15 protein-coding genes are annotated in these 17946 nt (G+C 67.2%); 7 read left to right on the forward strand and 8 right to left on the reverse strand.

Features of this window, described 5'->3' with window-relative positions; genetic code table 11:
* Positions 1-5: 5 nt before the first annotated feature.
* Positions 6-617, reverse strand: coding sequence for a peptidase S14 (locus ABDZ95_RS07585; RefSeq protein ID WP_343792322.1), 612 nt, complete (start codon positions 615-617; stop codon positions 6-8).
* A 210-nt stretch (positions 618-827) separates the two neighbouring features.
* Positions 828-1241 (reverse strand): BLUF domain-containing protein, encoded by a 414-nt coding sequence (locus ABDZ95_RS07590; RefSeq protein ID WP_343792324.1) that lies wholly within the window; start codon positions 1239-1241, stop codon positions 828-830.
* A 168-nt stretch (positions 1242-1409) separates the two neighbouring features.
* Here ABDZ95_RS07590 and ABDZ95_RS07595 point away from each other — a divergent pair, with 168 nt between their 5' ends.
* Positions 1410-3368 carry a M61 family metallopeptidase gene (locus ABDZ95_RS07595; protein ID WP_343792327.1) on the forward strand — a complete coding sequence of 653 codons (1959 nt, stop codon included), beginning with the start codon at positions 1410-1412 and terminating at the stop codon, positions 3366-3368.
* 22 nt (positions 3369-3390) lie between these two features.
* Positions 3391-5352 (forward strand): M61 family metallopeptidase, encoded by a 1962-nt coding sequence (locus ABDZ95_RS07600; protein ID WP_343792329.1) that lies wholly within the window; start codon positions 3391-3393, stop codon positions 5350-5352.
* A gap of 10 nt (positions 5353-5362) precedes the next feature.
* Here ABDZ95_RS07600 and ABDZ95_RS07605 read toward each other — a convergent pair whose 3' ends face one another.
* The 3 genes from ABDZ95_RS07605 to rplJ form a co-directional block, all read right to left on the reverse strand.
* A complete protein-coding gene (locus ABDZ95_RS07605) occupies positions 5363-5773 on the reverse strand; it encodes a hypothetical protein (protein ID WP_343792331.1) in 411 nt (136 codons plus the stop codon).
* Between the two features lie 152 nt (positions 5774-5925).
* A complete protein-coding gene (gene rplL, locus ABDZ95_RS07610) occupies positions 5926-6315 on the reverse strand; it encodes a 50S ribosomal protein L7/L12 (RefSeq protein WP_343792333.1) in 390 nt (129 codons plus the stop codon).
* 63 nt (positions 6316-6378) lie between these two features.
* A complete protein-coding gene (rplJ, locus tag ABDZ95_RS07615; RefSeq protein ID WP_343792335.1) occupies positions 6379-6894 on the reverse strand; it encodes a 50S ribosomal protein L10 in 516 nt (171 codons plus the stop codon).
* Positions 6895-7295: 401 nt separating this feature from the next.
* On the opposite strand from rplJ, the gene ABDZ95_RS07620 reads away from it, so the two are divergent.
* From ABDZ95_RS07620 to ABDZ95_RS07635, 4 genes are all read left to right on the forward strand, one after another.
* The gene (locus tag ABDZ95_RS07620; protein WP_343792337.1) at positions 7296-9110 is read left to right on the forward strand and encodes a DUF4153 domain-containing protein; all 1815 of its coding nucleotides are present in this window, start codon (positions 7296-7298) and stop codon (positions 9108-9110) included.
* Between the two features lie 113 nt (positions 9111-9223).
* Positions 9224-10390, forward strand: a complete 1167-nt coding sequence (locus ABDZ95_RS07625; protein WP_343792339.1) for an aspartyl/asparaginyl beta-hydroxylase domain-containing protein — start codon at positions 9224-9226, stop codon at positions 10388-10390.
* A 240-nt stretch (positions 10391-10630) separates the two neighbouring features.
* Positions 10631-12094 carry a sigma-54-dependent transcriptional regulator gene (locus tag ABDZ95_RS07630; RefSeq protein WP_343792341.1) on the forward strand — a complete coding sequence of 488 codons (1464 nt, stop codon included), beginning with the start codon at positions 10631-10633 and terminating at the stop codon, positions 12092-12094.
* A gap of 189 nt (positions 12095-12283) precedes the next feature.
* Positions 12284-14917: a TonB-dependent receptor gene (locus tag ABDZ95_RS07635; RefSeq protein ID WP_343792343.1), complete on the forward strand. Its 2634-nt coding sequence runs from the start codon at positions 12284-12286 to the stop codon at positions 14915-14917.
* Positions 14918-15015: 98 nt separating this feature from the next.
* On the opposite strand, the gene ABDZ95_RS07640 is transcribed toward ABDZ95_RS07635, so the two are convergent.
* The 3 genes from ABDZ95_RS07640 to ykgO all read right to left on the reverse strand — a co-directional run bounded on the left by ABDZ95_RS07640 (position 15016) and on the right by ykgO (position 15910).
* Positions 15016-15270: a hypothetical protein gene (locus tag ABDZ95_RS07640; RefSeq protein ID WP_343792535.1), complete on the reverse strand. Its 255-nt coding sequence runs from the start codon at positions 15268-15270 to the stop codon at positions 15016-15018.
* Between the two features lie 101 nt (positions 15271-15371).
* On the reverse strand, positions 15372-15647 hold the full coding sequence (gene gapR / locus ABDZ95_RS07645) for a nucleoid-associated protein GapR (RefSeq protein ID WP_343792345.1): 276 nt from the start codon (positions 15645-15647) through the stop codon (positions 15372-15374).
* A gap of 137 nt (positions 15648-15784) precedes the next feature.
* The gene (gene ykgO / locus ABDZ95_RS07650) at positions 15785-15910 is read right to left on the reverse strand and encodes a type B 50S ribosomal protein L36 (protein ID WP_056453617.1); all 126 of its coding nucleotides are present in this window, start codon (positions 15908-15910) and stop codon (positions 15785-15787) included.
* 606 nt (positions 15911-16516) lie between these two features.
* Between ykgO and ABDZ95_RS07655 the strand changes: the two genes are divergently transcribed.
* A complete protein-coding gene (locus tag ABDZ95_RS07655) occupies positions 16517-17794 on the forward strand; it encodes a lytic murein transglycosylase (protein WP_343792347.1) in 1278 nt (425 codons plus the stop codon).
* Positions 17795-17946 lie beyond the last annotated feature (152 nt).

A 17946-nucleotide genomic window follows, 5' to 3' on the forward strand; every position in this document is an offset into this window, starting at 1 on the left:
GCCCGCTAGATCACATCCTGAATGATACCGCGGGCCTTGGCTTCGTCCGCGTCCAGATACCAGTTTTCGGGAGCCCGTTTCAGCACTTCATCCATGGAGATGTCCGAGCCTCGAACGAGATTCTCGAAACCCTCGTTCTGAATGGCGATAGAATGCTCCAGTTCGTGGAGCACTGCCTTGACCGAAGCCACACAGGTCGTCAGCGGCCCCTCTACGTGCAGCGTCTTGTCCATTTTTCGCTCGTGGATCATGACGCGCGCGCCCCGGGTCAAGTAACGGTTGGGAATGGCGAAGAAGCCCATGAAGGTCGCCCCGGCGGAATAGATCGCCGTCTTGCCGAGGAAGACGAACCGGCGATCCGTGTTCAGGTCGCTCTGGAAGCGCACGTCCTCGCCCATCATCCGCGCAACTTCCGGGTCGCCTCCGAGCGTGGACAACTCGATGACTACCAGTCCGGCCGTCGGCGCCCTACTCATCTGCTGACGGAAATGGTCGTACATCGCGTAGTCCACGGTACCCGCCAATTGAATGCGCGGCGTGTCGAATGCTGATGCGGCCAACGGGCCATTCAGGGAGGTCGGTGCAGGCGAGGCCTGGATCAGCTCGCTGTCACTCACCGCGCACCTCGTAGCCCTGCGCCTCGGCCCAGCGTCGGGCGGAATCGACGGAGAAGAAGGCGCGGAGAGGGTCTCGGTTCACGGTCCGCCCGTGGTGCAGTTCGCATTCGAGCCATTCGACGACTCTTCTGTCTCGCGTGTGGCGAGCGACATGGACCAGGACCGCAAAGCGGGAGGATGAGGTGGAAGCGGGATCGCCAGGCTGTGCAGTCATGCTGCGATCTGATGCTCCAGCAGATCCCGGGCCGCTTTGATAGCCGCAGCTGGATCGTCGTGGCAGCGGTCGATGATGGCGTCTATCTCTGGCTGCTGACTGGGCGCTATGCGCGCAGCAACCATGCCCCACTGGCCGAACATCCGCCGATTCACGTCGACGCGCAGGACGACGTTCAGGCTGTGATGTCGCGGATCGGCGGCGATACGGGCCAGGGTCCGATCCAGATCCTGTGCCGCCCCCTCAAGCACCTGAAAAAATCGGCCCCGGCTCACCAGCAGCGCGCCCGTCAGACTGTCGCGGACATTGTTGCGATCGGAAACGCCGAGAATTTCCGCCAGCATGATCAGAGCGGCCTCCGGCTGGCTGGCCAGGCTGTAGTAGGCGATACGCTGCAAATTCAAACTCATCCGACATCCTCCTGCGGAGCAGCGATCCAGAGCCGCGAAAGTTCCTGTGTCGAAAACCGCGGGAACCGCGAATATGACAGGGATTTAATGCGGCACGGCCCCGCTCGGGTTGACCCCCTGCGCCCGGCGTCGTGATCTGCGCCACCCGTTATCTCGCGAGTCCCCACAATGATGCGTCCGACCGCCCGCCTGCTCGCCGCCGCCTGCGCCGCAGCCCTTCTCGCCGGCGCCGGGGCGCCCGCCCTGGCCCAGGTCGGCACGCCGGCCCTGCCGGTCGCCTTGGCCCCGATCCCCGAACCGCGCGACACGGCCTATCCTGGCGTCATCGACGTCCGGGTGGACGCCACGGACATCGACCGTCGGATCGTTTCGGTCAGCCAGACAATCCCGGTCGCCGGCCCCGGTCCGCTGATCCTGCTCTATCCGCTCTGGATCCCGGGAAACCACGGCCCGGTCGGCCCGGTCGACGACATCGCCGATCTGCAGATCACCGCCAACGGCCAGCCGCTGCGCTGGGTCCGCAACACGGTCCACACCAACGCGTTCCAGGTCGAAGTCCCGGCCGGCGCCTCGACCGTCGAGGTCGCCTTCAAGTGGCTCACGCCCATCGACGGAGCGCAGGGCCGCGTCGTCGTCACCGACGAAATGCTCAATATCCAGTGGGAGAAGGCTGTCCTCTATCCGGCCGGCTACTACTCGCGCCAGATCACTTTCCGCCCGACCCTGCGCCTGCCGACCGGCTGGCAGTATGGCGTGGCGCTGGACACAGTGTCGTTCGAGAACAGTCTGGCGACCTTCGCCCCGATCACACTGGAGCATCTGGCCGACAGCCCCCTGTTCGCCGGCGCCCACTTCCGCCAGTTCGACCTCGATCCGGGCGGCCGCTCGCCGGTGCGGATGAATGTCGTCGCCGACAGCGCGTCCATGCTGGAAGCCACCGACGCCCACATCGGTCAGCACCGCGAGCTGGTCCGGCAGGCCGACCGCTTGTTCGGCGCCCGTCACTTCAACCACTACGATTTCCTCGTCGGCGTCACCGATCGCCTCGGCGGCATCGGGCTGGAGCACCATCGCTCGTCCGAGAACACGGTGGACACCCGCTATTTCACCGATCCGACCGGCACGATCGCGGACCGCGACCTGCTGGGCCACGAGTACACCCACTCCTGGAACGGCAAATGGCGTCGTCCGGCCGACCAGATGGCCCCGAACCTGAACGAGCCGCTGCAGAACTCCCTGCTGTGGGTCTATGAGGGCCAGACGCAGTACTGGGGGCTGATCCTGACCGCCCGCGCGGGCCTGATGACGAAGCAGCAGGCGCTGGATGTGCTGGCCAACACCGCCGCCAGCTATGCCGACGACAATCCCGGCCGCGCGTGGCGCGCGATGCAGGACACGACCAACGATCCGATCATCGCACAGCGTCGCCCGCAGCCCTGGCCCAGCCGCCAGCGCAGCGAGGACTACTATCGCGAGGGCGCGATGATCTGGCTGGACGCAGACACCCTGATCCGCGAGCAGTCGAACGGCCGCAAGTCGCTGGACGACTTCGCCAAGGCCTTCTTCGGCACGGAGGACGGCGACTGGGATCCGGCGCCGTATACCTTCGACGACGTCGCCTCGACGCTGAACGGCGTGCAGGCGCATGACTGGGCCCCGTTCCTGCGCGAACGGCTGGACGCCGTCGGCCCCGACGCCCGTGGCCCGTTGGGCGGGATCGAGCGTGGCGGCTACCGGCTGGTCTGGCGCGAGACGCCCAACGACTACAGCCGCGCTCTGAACGCCGAGCTCAGCCGCAACGACTTCGCGTATTCGCTGGGTCTTTCGGTCAGCGACAGCAACCGCATCACCGCCGTCCGCTGGGGCTCGCCGGCCTTCGACGCCGGCCTGCGCTCGGGCTGGGAGTTGGTCGCGATCAACGGGCGCGCCGCCAGCCCGGCCGTCCTCGCCGCCGCAATCACCGCCTCCAAGGGCAACACCACGCCGATCGAGGTCATGCTGAAGAACGGCGAGCGCTTCCGCACCATCCGCTTCGACTACCACGAAGGCCTGCGCTACCCGCACCTGGAGCGGATAGACGGCACGCCCGACCGCCTCGGCGATATCCTCGCCCCCCGCCGCCGCTAATCGAGAGACGAGAGACCCGACGATGATCCGCACCGCCGCCCTCGCCCTCCTGCTCGCCTCCGCCGCGACGACCGCCCTCGCCCAGGTCCCCGTCTCGCAGGGCAATGCGCCCCTGCCCGCCCCGACCAGCCTTCCGCATGCCCTGCCGCCGATCCCGGCGCCGCAGGACCGCGACTATCCGGGCACGATCGGCATTCGGGTCGACCTGACCGACCTCGATCATAAGGTGATCCGCACCCGCCAGACCATTCCGGTCTCCGCCGGCAATCTGGTGCTGCAGTACCCCAAGTTCATTCCGGGCAATCATGCCGACACCGGACCGATCCAGCTGATCTCCGGCCTGACGGTGACCGGAAATGACCAGCGGATCGAATGGGTGCGCGACACCGTCGATCCCTACGCCTTCCACCTCGACATTCCGGCCGGCGTCACCAGCATCGAGGTCGCTTTCGAATGGCTGACCCAGCCGGACAACGCCGTCTGGCGCGTCGTCATGACGCCGGAGATGGTCAACCTGCAGTGGGAGAAGGCCCTGCTCTATCCAGCGGGCTATAACCACAGCCGCATCACCTTCGCCCCGTCGGTCGTGCTGCCGACCGGCTGGCAGTACGGCGTGGCGCTGGACGAGACCTCCCGCGAGGGCGACGTGGCCACCTTCGCCCCGATCTCGCTGGAACATCTGGCCGACAGTCCCATGTTCGCCGGCCGTCACTTCCGCCGCGTGGACATCGATCCGGGCGGCCGCTCGCCGATCCACCTGAACCTCGTCGGCGACACCGCCGCCTCGATCAACATCACGCCTGAGTGGACGGCGAAGTACGAGGCCCTGGTCGATCAGGCCGACCGCCTGTTCGGCACGCGCCAGTTCGACCGCTACGAGTTCCTGCTGGCCCTGACCAGCCAGATGGGCGGCATCGGGCTGGAGCATCACCGCTCGTCCGAGAACACCGCCGCGCCCAACTACTTCGCCAGCGCCCATCCGGCCTACGGCGCCCGCGGGCTGCTCCCGCACGAGTACGTCCACAGCTGGAACGGCAAGTACCGCCGTCCGTCGGACGAGTATGTCGCCAATCTGAACCTGCCGACCCAGAACACCCTGATGTGGGTCTATGAGGGCCAGACCGAATACTGGGGCGACGTCCTGACCCCGCGCTCGGGCCTCGGCACCTTCGAGGAGGCGGTGATCAACCTCGCCGAGGTCGCCGGCTTCTACGACCAGCAGCCCGGCCGCCAGTGGCGCGCCCTGCAGGACACCACCAACCACAACCTGCTCGGCTACCGCACGACCAATCCCTGGTCTTCGTGGATGCGCGGCACCGGCGATTATTACCGTGAGGCCCTGCTCGTCTGGCTGGACGCCGACACGCTGATCCGGTCCGAAACCAACGAGCGCAAGTCGCTCGACGACTTCGCCCGCACCTTCCTGGGCGGCGAGGACGGCGTGTGGGAGGCGAAGCCCTACACCTTCGACGACGTGGTGCAGGGCCTGAACGCCGTGCATCCGCACGACTGGTCGACCTTCCTGCGCACCCGTCTGGACGCCGTCGGCCCCAACGCCCGCGCCCCGCTGGACGGGATCGAGCGCGCCGGCTGGCGCCTGACCTATGTCGACGAGCTCACGCCGGTCGAGAAGCGCATGCTTTCGGGCTGGGCGACCGACTTCCAGTATTCGCTGGGCCTCACCCTCGGGTCGGGCAATCGCATCACCGGCGTCCGCTGGGGCTCGCCCGCCTTCGAGCAAGGCCTCGGCCACGGCTGGGAACTGATCGCGGTCGGCGACCGCACGGCCTCCGCCGATGCCCTGCGCGCGGCTGTCACCGCGGCCAAGGGCGGCAGCGAGCCGATCGTGCTGATCGTCAAGCGCGGCGACGAGTTCCGGACCCTGTCCTTCGCCTATCACGACGGCCTGCGCTATCCGCGCCTGGTCCGGATCGAGGGAACCCGCGACCGCCTGGCGGACATCTTCGCCCCCAGGCGGCGCTAGGCGTTCGTCTCTAGTAGCCCAGGTCGGCGCAGGCCGCCGGACTGGGCTTCGCCTGCAGTTCCGCCAGCATGGCGGCGCAGCGCTCGGTCGCCTGATCCACCGGCAACTGCTGGAGGTTCCAGGCCAGGTCGCGCAATTCGGTGCGCAGGGCCTCGTGGTCGGCCGGCTTGTTCTGCCGCTCGTCGCACGTGACCATGTCCATCTTCAGCGATGCGACGCGCAGGCAGGTGGTCGGAAGCATGCCGACGATCTGACGGGCCTTGCGCGAATCCAGCGGCAGGTCCGGCGACGGCGGCGGAGGCGGTCCGGCCGGCGCGGGCGGCGGCGTCGCCTTCTTCGCCTCGGCCTCGCCACAGCCCGCCAGCCCGGCGGCGCCCATCATCACCACGGCCGCGACGGCGGCCAGTTGTCCGATTTGCATGTGTCCCTCCCCAGGGTGTGCCGCCCCATCGGGCCACAACCGTAAAGGGATGTCCATGCGCACCGCACAACGCAAAACGGGCCGGGGAGTGATCCCCGGCCCGTTCAACTGTTCGAGCCATCGCCCCGAGAGGCGACGAGCCAGATCCCATCTTACTTGATGGTGACCTTGGCGCCGGCTTCTTCCAGCTTCTTCTTGATTTCTTCGGCGGTCTGCTTCGAGACGTTCTCGACAACATTCTGCGGAGCGCCTTCGACCAGGTCCTTGGCTTCCTTCAGACCGAGGTCGGTACGGACGCCGCGGACTTCCTTGATGACGTTGATCTTCTTGTCGCCGCCGTCCGTCAGGACAACGGTGAACTCGGTTTGCTCTTCGCCAGCCGGAGCGGCGTCAGCAGCGGCGCCGCCACCGGCCGGCATGGCCATGGCGACCGGAGCAGCGGCGCTCACGCCCCACTTTTCTTCCAGCAGCTTCGACAGTTCAGCGGCTTCCAGGACGGTCAGAGCCGACAGGTCTTCAACGATTTTGGCGAGATCAGCCATGGGGTAGTTCCTTCGGTAGGATGAGGTTCAGAGAGTGTGCAGAGATGAAAGGTGCGGGTCCGCTTACGCGGCGTCCTTCGTGGCGTAGGCGTTGAAAACGCGGGCCAGTTGGGCAGCCGGGGCTTGAACGACGCCGGCGATCTTGGTCGCGGGAGCGTTGAGCAGGCCGAGCAGCGAAGCGCGGATCTGGTCCAGCGACGGCAGCTTGGCGAGGGTTTCGACACCCTTCGCGTCCACGACCTTGTCGCCCATGAAGCCGCCCAGGATCACGAACTTGTCGTTACCCTTGGCGAACTCGGACGAGACCTTGGCGGCCGTCACCGGATCGTTGGCGTACGCGATGCCCACCGGACCCTTGAACAGGCCGTGGTAGTCGCTGCCTTCTTCGGCTTCGAGCGCCTTCAGCGCCAGGCGGTTCTTCACCACCTTGAACGTGCCGCCAGCAGTACGCAGGCGGCCACGCAGATCTTCCATTTCCGCAACGGTCAGACCCAGGTTGTGGGTCACGACCACGGCGCCCGCGTCGGCGAAAACGCCCTTCAGCGTTTCGATCGACTCGGCTTTTTGTGCGCGGTCCATTGCGGTCTCCAGTCTTGGTACTCGCAACCGGGCTTATTCCCGACTGCGTTGTGGCCAAAGCGCCGCGCATCGCTGCGAGACGTTCAGGCCGGTCGTATTGTCCGAAGGAAGCTCAAACCCCGTGCCCCCGTTTCCGGGTGACGGCGATCGTCTGCATCCCCATCTCCCCACGGCGCCAGAGGGCTCTCTGACAGTTACGGCAGTGGGTGGCCCCCACGCCCCGAAGTTCTCGGACAGGACCGCCGCGTCCCGAGGGCTGCGACGGAGAAGGCGCGCTCTATACACGCAATCCCCGCAAACTCAAGCGCTCGCGCGCATGTACAGCGGGCGTCTGCGATGGAAATCCTCAAGACAGCAAACGGAATCCGGGGCAGGCTCCCCTCCACGAGGGAAGGGACCCCATGACCGACACCGAAAATGCTGGCCGCAACAGCCTCGGTCCCGGTCATCCGCGGGCCCGGATCTGGACCCGCGCCGCGATCGGTCTTCTGCAGGGCGTAGCGCTCTGGCAGTTGCAGCAGACATCCGAAGCGCCGGTCTCATGGCCGGCCACCCGGCCGGAACTCTTCGTCCCGGTCCTGCTGATGCTCGTACTCGTGCCGATCATCCTGATCGCGAGCCTCGGCCGGATGCGCCTGCCGACACTCGCCGGCTGGGCTCTGGCCGCCTCCGCCATCCTCGCCCTGCTGGGCTGGCACGAGGTCGCCTCGCAGAGGGCGGAGCAACTGCTGAACCCGCCCTACATCAACTCGCCGATGCCGCTGTTCGCTATCGCGGCCCTGTTCATCGGCCATCACCTGGTGCTGGCGGGCGACATGAACCGGCGCTGGATCGCCCCCTTCGCCGACTACTTCGACACGGCGTGGAAGTCGGCCGTCCAGCTTGCGCTCAGCGTGGGCTTCACCGGCGCCTTCTGGATTCTGCTTTTCCTCGGCTCGGCCCTGTTCCGCGTCATCGGCCTGACCTTCCTTGAGGACCTTCTGCGCAAGGTCTGGTTCAGCGTGCCGATCACCACCCTCGCCTTCGCCGTCGCGGTCCATCTGACCGACGTCAGCGACGGCATCATCCGCGGCGTTCGCACCGTCGCCCTGATGCTCCTGTCGTGGCTGCTCCTGCTGATGACGGTGCTGGCCGCCGGCTTCGTGGCCGCCCTGCCGTTCACCGGCCTCAATGGCCTCTGGGATACCGGCCATGGCACTTCGCTGGTGCTGGTCGCCGTCGCGGCCCTGATCGTTCTGATCAACACGGCCTATCAGGACGGCCGTGCGGAGAACCGGCCTCCGCTTGTGCTCCAGATCGCCACGCGCGTCGCTGCCGTTCTGCTGGCGCCGCTCTGCATCATCGTCTTCTGGGGATTGGCCTTGCGCATCGGCCAGCACGGCCTGACACCCGACCGGGTCATCGCCTTCGCCTGCGCGCTGGTCGGCGCCGTGCACGCCGCCGGCTACGCCTGGGCCGCCCTTCGTACCCTTCGCCGCAAGGAGGAATGGATGCGGCCGCTGGAGCCAACCAATATCGCTGGCGCCATTCTCGCCGTGATTTTGATCCTCGCCCTGTTCAGCCCCGTCGCCGCGCCGGCTCGCCTGTCGGTCGCCGATCAGGTCGCCCGGCTGGAGCGGGGCGCCGTGTCGCCAGACAGATTCGACTATCGCTTCCTCCGCTTCCACGCCGGCAGGGCCGGTCAGACGGCGCTGGCGCATCTGTCGCGCTCGACGGATCCGGTCATCGCGCGCGAAGCCGGGGCCGCCGCCGCTCAAACGAACCGGTGGGACGACGAGCCCGCACCGGTTGTCATCCGCCCCGTATACGAGATCGTACCGACGGGCTCGCGTCTCCCCGACGGGTTTGAAGGCTCCGAGGCCGCGGGCGGCGCCCGGCCCGAGGTATGCCGCAAGTCAGGAGATTGTGTGGCCAGCGCCGTGGACGTGAACGACGACGGCGTCATGGACGTGCTGGTCGCCACCGGTTCCGCGGTTCAGCTCTGGGCCAGCGAAGGCTCGAAGTGGCGGATCGTCGGCTCGTGGGGCGTTCCGGCGTGTATTGCAGGCATTCCGGCGGAGAATTCCCGCGTCGATACCCGCGAAGCCCTGCGCGCCGGCCGTGTAAGCTTCGCCCCTACCCGGTGGCCGGACCTGATGTACGGCGCGCGGCGCGCGAGCTTCCTTCCCCACCCCGGCTGCGAACCACGCGTCGCGTCGGATTCCGCCGCCGACTGAAGCCTCCGCCGCCACACACCCACGTCATTCTTCGGTAAGGCGACGAAGTTGTCTTGACCCGGACAGAATGTCGCACATTACAGTCAGTTCATGTTTGCCTCGGGGGATGCAGCATGAATCAGACGAACCAGCAGCAGATGCTGCTCCAGCGCGCGGCGGAGGCCATTGCGCGGCGTGACCCGCAGGGGGCGCTGCAACTCCTCGATCAGGCCGACGCGCTGGGCCGTACCCATAACGGCCTGCTGAACCGCGCTCTGGCCCTTCGGCTGATCGGCGACTTCCGAGGCTCGCTGGCGGTTCTGGACGACGCGTTGTCGATGCAGCCGTACGACTTCATCGCCCTGCTGGCCAAGGCGGCGATGCTGGAGAAGCTGGGCGGCGAGAAGATTGCGGCCGAAACCTACCGCAACGCCCTGAAGATCGCCCCTCCGCGCAGCCAGTGCCCCCCGGCGATCGTCGCCCAGATCGATCACGCCGACGGCGTGGTCCAGCGCCATGCCCAGGCTCTGCGCGACCACATGCGATCCGCCGTCGAGGAACTGCGCGCCAGCGTCGATCCCTCGACTCTGGATCGGTTCGACGAGGGACTGGAGATCTACGCGGGGGTGAAGGCGCCGCCGAAGCAGGAACCCATCCTGCTCAACTACCCGCGCCTGCCGGCGATCCCCTTCTACGACCGCACCCTCTTCCCCTGGCTGGGCGAGCTGGAGGCGGCGACACCGGTCATCCAGGCCGAACTGACGGCCTTGCTGGAAGACTCGCTTGACGAATTCGCGCCCTACATCGCCTACCCCAAAGGCGCGCCGGTCAATCAGTGGGGCGAACTGAACCACTCGCGCAAATGGACCTCGCTGTGGCTCTGGAAGGATGGCGAGAAGCAGCAGTCGGTCTGCGACCGCTGTCCGAAGACCACCGAGATCCTCGAAGGCCTGCCGATGGCCCGTCAGGACGGCTTCGCGCCCACCGCCGTCTTCTCGGCGCTGGAGCCGCACACCCACATTCCGGCCCACACCGGATCGGCCAATGTGCGCCTGCTGACCCACCTGCCGCTGATCCTGCCCGGCCCCGCCCGCTTCCGCGTCGGCAACACGACGCGCGAATGGAAGATGGGCCAAGCCTGGGTCTTCGACGACACCATCGAGCACGAGGCCTGGAACGACGCCGACGAGATGCGGGTGATCCTGATCTTCGACGTCTGGAACCCCTACCTTACCCCCGCCGAACAGACCCTTATCACCGCGATGATGAAAGCCCAGCAGGCGTTCATGGTGGCGAGGTAGGGATTAGGGCCAAGGATTGGGGATTAGGGGCTAGGGGCCAGGCGAAACCCATCCCACGCCTCTCTCGATACGCGTGCTCCCTAATCCCTAATCCCTGATCCCTGATCCCTACCCCCATCAACACCCCGCTAACCCTGCCCGACCACCCGATCTTCACCTTGTGACGGTTAAAACGTCCCGGAATGAGCCAGCTCCACCGTATGAGGGCTGGCCGGCAGTGATGTTTCGAGGGGTGTCCGAATGGCCCGTACCGTCCTGGTGGTTGACGACGATCCGACCCAGCGCCGTCTGGCGCAGGCCGTGCTGGAGCGCGAGGGCTACGACGTCGTGCACGCCGGCTCGGGCGGCGAGGCGATCGACCGTCTGACCAAGGGCGGCGGCGCCGATGTGGTCCTGCTGGACATGGTCATGCCGGGCATGAGCGGTCTTGAGGCTCTTGCCGAGATGCGCACCGCAGGCGTCGCCACCCCGGTCATCGTCCTGACCGCCTCTGGCGGAGTCGAGGCCGTGGTCAAGGCCATGCAGGCCGGCGCGCAGGACTTCTTCGTCAAGCCGGTGTCGGCCGAGCGCCTTCTGGTCGGCGTCCGCAATGCCCTGCAGCTGACCCAGCTGACGGCCGAGGTCGGCCGCCTGAAGAAACACGTCTCCGGCCGCACCTCTTTCGACGACCTTGTCGGCTCCAGCCCCGCCATGCGCATGGTCAAGTCGCTCGGCGCGCGCGCAGCGAAATCGGGTATTCCGGTGCTGATCACCGGCGAAAGCGGCGTCGGCAAGGAAGTCATCGCCCGCGCCCTGCACGGCGCCTCCGATCGCGCCGGAAAACCGTTCGTGGCGGTCAACTGCGGCGCCCTGCCCGTCAATCTTGTCGAGTCCATCCTGTTCGGTCACGAGAAGGGCAGCTTTACCGGCGCCACCGACAAGCATCTGGGCAAGTTCGCAGAGGCCTCGGGCGGCACCCTGTTCCTCGACGAGATCGGCGAGCTGCCGCTGGACATGCAGGTCAAGTTGCTGCGCGCGCTGCAGGAAGGCGAGATCGACCCGGTCGGCTCCAAGCGCTCGGTCAAGGTCGACGTCCGCATCCTGTCGGCCACCAACCGTGACCTGAACGATCAGGTGCGTGAGGGCCGCTTCCGCGAGGACCTGTTCTACCGCCTGAACGTCTTCCCGATCGAGGCCCCGGCGCTGCGCGACCGGCGCGAGGACATTCCGGCCCTGGTCGACCATTTCATCGCCCGCTTCAACGTTGAGGAAGGCAAGCGCGTCGCCGGCTGCTCGCCCGAGACCACCGCCCTGCTGCAGGCGTTCGACTGGCCCGGCAACGTCCGCCAGCTCGAGAACACCATCTATCGCGCCATCATCCTGTCCGATGCGCCGTTCCTGCAGCCGCACGACTTCCCGGCCATCTCGGGCCTCGCCCTGCCGGCGTCGGACATGCCGGCAGAGACATCAGCCGCCGTCGTCGCCAGCAACGTCGTGCCCCTGCACGAGCTGCCGCCCCTCCCCGAGGCGCCTATCCGCATCCTCGACGACCGTGGCCACCTGCGGACGCTGGAGGAGATCGAGCGCGACCTGATCCAGCACGCGATCGAGGTCTACGCCGGCCACATGTCCGAGATCGCCCGTCGTCTGGGCATCGGTCGCTCGACGCTCTACCGAAAGGTGCGCGAGCAAGGCCTGGAAGGGGCTTTGAAGGACGCCGTCTGACGCATTTATGCAACGTCACGGCGAAGCCTGAAGTCTGACAGAAAGTTCACTGGCCCTCTCCGACGCTGCCGGAGAGGAACGGAGAACGTGTGCGCAGGAGACACACCCGGATCAGGTTTCACCGCTGAAATGCGACGGAAACACCGCCCCGGGACGTTTGCTCTGCGTTATCTCCCCGGGGTTCTCCGTATGCTTCTCGTCACTACCGCCCTCTACGGCCTGATGGCCGGCTCGATCCAGGCCGCGCCGGTTCAGCAGGTCCGCCCCGCGCAGACCACGCCGCCGCAGCAGCAGTCCGCACCCGCCGCGACCGCGGTCGACGACGAGGAAGCCTACGACCTGGGCACCACCACGGTGACTGGCGCCCGCCCCCGCGGCGCGGTCGACACCGACATTCCGGCGGACGTCACCCTCTCGGCCGAGCAGATCCAGGCCTACGGCGCCTCGAACATCGCCGAGTTGATGACCTATCTGGAGCCGCTGACCCGCTCCTCCAGCGGCCGCACGGACCTGCAGCCCGTCTTCCTGGTCAACGGCCGCCGCATCTCCGGCTTCCGCGAGATCATGGGCATCCCGACCGAGGCCATCGAGCGCACGGACATCCTGCCCGAGGAAGTCGCCCTGCAGTTCGGCTATCGCGCCGAGCAGCGCGTCGTGAACTTCGTCCTGAAGAACAACTTCAACTCCCTGACCTCCGAACTGACCACCCGCCGCCCGACCCAGGGCGGGCGCACCGTCGGTGAGATCGAGGGCAACATCCTGCGCATCGCCGGCGCCAACCGCTGGTCGATGGATCTCGAGCACGAGAACGTCACGCCCCTGTTCGAGAGCGAGCGCGACATCACCCGCGAGCGTGTCGCAGGCGATCCCGGCACGGAAGACATCGGCGCCTACCGCACCCTGATGGCCGAGACCGAGCGCACCACGGTCCGCGGCACCATGAAGCGCGACCTGAACAGCACCACCCAGGGCACCATCAGCGCCAGCCTGCAGGACAACTCCAGCCGCAGCTTCAACGGCTTCCCGGGCGTCAGCCTGACCATCCCCTCGACCAGCCCCTTCTCGACCTCGCCCGATCCCCAGGTGGTGCAGCGCTACATCCAGGACGCCGACTCCCTGCGCCGCCGCACCGACACCCTGACCGCCGAACTGGGCGTGCTGCTGGATGGCTTCATCGGCGAGGATTGGCGCTGGACCTTCAGCACCGACTACAACCGCGTCGAGACCGACACCACGACCGGCCGCGGCTATCTGAACACGCCGTTCCAGAACCGTCTGAACGCCAACGATCCGACGGCCAATCCGTTCGGGACCTTCGGCCCGTGGGACTTCGGCCTGATCGCGCCCGATACCGCCAACTCGGTCTCCCAGAGCCTGGCCGCCGAGCTGGTCCTGAACGGCGACGTCTTCGAACTGCCCGCCGGCGGCGTAAGCTCGACCTTCAAGGTCGGAGCGGACACCCGCTCGCTGGACTCGACCAGCACCCGCTACAACGCCCAGACCGGCGCCTATGTCCTCACCGACCGCTCGCAGTCGCGCGACCGCGGCAACGTCCAGGCCAGCTTCAGCATTCCGATCGCCAGCCGCCGCCGTGAGGTCCTCACCGGCCTGGGCGACCTGTCGGTCAACCTGAACGCCGGCTACGAGGAACTGTCCGACTTCGGCGGCCTCAACACCTTCGGCCTCGGCGTCAACTGGTCGCCGATCGAGCAGCTGTCTTTCCTCGTCAACTACACCGACGAGCAGGGGGCCCCGTCGATCGGCCAGTTGAACGACCCGATCATCACCACGCCCAACACTCCGGTCTTCGACTTCCGCACCGGCCAGACCGTGCTGGTCAACCAGATCACCGGCGGCAATCCCGACCTGAACGCCGACAACCGCACGGTCCTCCGCACGGGCGTCACCCTGCGCCCGTTCAGCGAGCGGGACTTCAGCGTCATGTCGACCTGGACCTACAGCCGTACGGACGACTATCTCGCCAGCTTCCCGGCCATCACCGAACAGCTCGAGGCCGCCCTGCCCGGCCGATTCGTGCGAGACACTGACGGCAACCTGCTGTCGGTCGATTCCCGCCCGCTGAACTTCCAGAAGTACGAGCGGCAGGATCTGCGCACGGGGATCAACTACTCGCAGGCGTTCGGCACGCCGACGCCGCAGTCCACGCCCCTGCCGGGCCAGCCGGGCAGCGCCCGTCCTCCGGTTCCGGGCGGCGGCGGCGTGATGATCATCTCGTCGGGCGGCCCCGGCGCCGGTCCGCCTCCGGGCGGCGGCGGCCAGTTCCGCATGGGCGGAGGCCCCGGCGGACCGGGCGGCGGGCGTCGCTTCTCGATGCAGCCGGGACAGGGCCGCTTCAACCTGTCGCTCTATCACACCTACCGTTTCGTCGATGAGATCACGATCGCCGACGGCCTGCCGACGCTCGACCTGCTGGACGGCGACGCCACCTCGACCCGCGGCGGCACTTCGCGCAACGAGATCCAGCTGCAGGGCGGCGTGTTCCGCAACGGCTTCGGCGCCTTCATGAACGCCAACTGGCGCGAGGGCACCCGCATCAACGGCACGACCGGCCCGGATCTGGAGTTCTCAGACCAGACGACGGTGAACCTCAACGTCTTCATGGACCTGAACCAGCGCACCAGCTGGATCGAGAAATACCCGATCCTGCGCGGCTCACGCCTGCAGCTGGGCGTCCAGAACATCTTCGACACCCGTCTGGAGGTCACCTCCAGCGACGGCGACACCCCGCTGAACTACCAGCCCGACTACCTCGACCCGCAAGGTCGCGTGGTCAGCCTGACGTTCCGGAAGATTTTGTTCTGATTTGACCCCTCCCCCACCGGCTTTGCCGGTGGTCCCCCTCCCCACCTTCGGTGGAGAGGTGAGCTACTCGCTCGCGCGGCGAGACGGAGGGGTAGCCCCTACTCCGAAACCGGCTTCTTCCGCCCCCACCGCCGCTTCGGCTCCTCGCCCTTCGCCTTGGCGGCGATCTCTTTCAGCTTGCGCCCCTGCATGGCCGACAGGGCCTGACCCGGCGCTCCCAGCTCGGGGTCGCCGAAGGCGCGGCCATGTTCCTTCACCCGCTCGCTGACCGAGTCCAGGAACTCACCCTCCCATTCGGACAGCGAAACGCCCGCCTTCTCTGCCGAGCGGCGGGCGCGTTTCAGGGCGTTCAGGGCCGCCCGTTGACTGGCTTTCCGCTCCGCCTCGAACGGGCTCGCGGGCGGCTTTTTCGAACCGCCCTTCCCGCCTCCGCCGAAGCCGGTTCGCTTCAGGCTCAGACCTCGCCGAGCGCCGACAGGTACAGGTCGAGGATCGCTTCCTCCTCCTGCCGCTTGGCCTTGTCCTGCTTGCGGATGCGGATGACCTTGCGCAACACCTTGACGTCGTAGCCCTCGCCCTTGGCCTCGGCGAAGACCTCCTTCATGTCGGTCATGACGGCCTGCTTGTCCTCCTCGAGGCGCTCCAGACGTTCGATGATGGTGCGCAGACGGCCCTGGGCCGTGGCGGTCAGGACGTCGGGCGACGAGTCGAAGGCGGCGTCATCGGCCATGGGGGGAACTCCATTAAATCAGGCGGGACGCTAACCACGCCCTTGCGGCCGACTCAACGCCGGACGCGAAAAAGGCTGCGGACAAGTCCGCAGCCCTGTTCATTTCAAGACCGCGCCGAACCCGGCGCAAACCCTGCTTAGCCTTGCTTGGCCTTGAAGCGCGGGTCGGTCTTGTTGATCACGTACACGATGCCCTTGCGGCGCACGACTTTACAGTCGCGGTGGCGACCCTTGAGCGACTTGAGCGAGCTGCGGACCTTCATGGTCGTCGTCCTGAGGCAAATCAAAATAAGAAAGCCGCGGGACGAGCCTGCGGCGGAGCGGTGCGTATAGAGAGGAGTCGGAGAGAGGTCAACCGCCAACGGCCTCCTATTCCAACCCCTTTGTACCGTCACCCTCGGGCTTGACCCGAGGGTCGGAGGAAAGAGCCGGCTCAAATGCACGACGGGCTGCTCACCGGCGGGGAGGGGCATCTCTGAAACCCAGCACGCCCGACGTCAGACCCTCGGGTCAAGCCCGAGGGTGACGGCGTGGTGATTGAGAGTGAGCCCCCATCCGCGCTCAAGCAGCGAGCCACCGTGTGGCGAGCGTTAGCGCACTAATAAAGAGGATGGAGGCCTGGCCTCCGAGTTGAACGGAGGGTCTGCGGAGTTGCACCTCCGCCGCGTAGCCCCTCCGCCACCAGGCCGTATCAGAGGACAATCCCGGATACGCCCGCCGTACTCACCAGTCCAACAACAAAAAGGGTTAACCACCCGAAATGGGGAGCGTCACGGCAACGCTTTCGCCACACGGGCGCTTTATGGCGACTAAAGGACTCGCGCACTTGTTATGACGCGAGCGACGTCGGGGACACTAGACTCTTGATCATGCGTATCAGCCTTCGCCTTCTCCTGATCGGCACCGTTGCCGCCTGCGCGCCGATGCTGCCCGAGCCGCCGCCGGTTCTCCCCACCGCGCCCGAACCTGCGCCGCAGCAACCCGAGCCGCAGCGTCCGGCACCGCCGACGGCCCAGCCCGGCGTTCCGGACCAGGCCGGCTTCGACGGCTGGAAGCAGGGCTTCCTCGCGCGCCACGGCGGCGTGCGTCGCGCCCAGTACGAACGTGAGCTGGCCGGCCTCACTCCCGACCCCACCGTCATTCGTCTGGACCGCAACCAGCCCGAGTTCAGCCGCCCCGCCGGCGCCTATGTCCAGAACGCCGTCACCGCGACCCGCATCGCCCAGGCCCGCCAGCGCACCGACCGCGTGCCGTGGGAGGTGGTCCAGCGTTACGGCGTGCCGTCCGAAATCCTCGTCGGCATCTGGGCGCAGGAAAGTTCCTTCGGTCAGGTCCAGGGCGACAACGATGTCATCCGCTCGCTGGCTACGCTGGCCTATGACGGCCGCCGCCGCGACTGGGCCGAGGGCCAGCTGAAGAATGCGCTCGACATCGTCGTCGACGGCCGCCGCGACCGCGCGGGCCTCAAGGGCAGCTGGGCCGGCGCCATGGGCCAGACCCAGTTCATGCCGGACAACTATCTGCGCCTCGGCGTGGACCAGAACGGCGACGGCCATGTCGACATCTGGGGCTCGGACGCCGACGCCCTCGCCTCGGCCGCCAACCTGCTGGCCCAGGCCGGCTGGAAGCGCGGCCAGACCTGGGGCTACGAAGTCACCCTTCCCTCCGGCTTCGACTATGCCGAGGCCGAGGGCCCGCGCCACAACTGGCGCTACTGGTCCGGCAAGGGCGTGCGACTGGCCAACGGCGGCTCGCCCAACGACGCCGAGGCGATGGAGAACGCCACCATCCTGCTGCCGCAGGGCGCGCGCGGTCCGGCCTTCCTGGCCCTGCCGAACCACTATGTCATCCGCGCCTACAACAACTCGGTCAGCTATGCGCTGGCCATCGGCCTGACGGCCGACGGCATCCAGGGCAAGCCGGCCCTCACCGCGACCTGGCCCAATGACGCCCCCCTGTCGCGCGAGCAGCGCATCGGCGCCCAGCGCGCCCTGACAGCGCTGGGCTTCGACACCCAGGGCATCGACGGCGTCGTCGGCGCCAACACCCGCGCCGCCCTGCGCCGCTGGCAGATCGCCAACAATCGCCTCGCCGACGGCTACCTTACGGCCGACCTCGCCGATGAACTGATCCGCCGGGGCGGGTAAGCGCGCTTCTACCCCTCCACCATGCTCCGCATGGTCCCCCTCCCCGGCTGCGCTGGAGAGGTGAGCGGACACCGTTTCACCTCTCCACGCAGTGGGGAGGTGGCCCGGCGCGCTCGCGCGCCGGGACGGAGGGGTCCGACACCGCTGACTAT

It is taken from the genome of Brevundimonas kwangchunensis, from assembly GCF_039523815.1.
In the GTDB taxonomy this organism is placed as follows: Bacteria; Pseudomonadota; Alphaproteobacteria; order Caulobacterales; family Caulobacteraceae; genus Brevundimonas; species Brevundimonas kwangchunensis.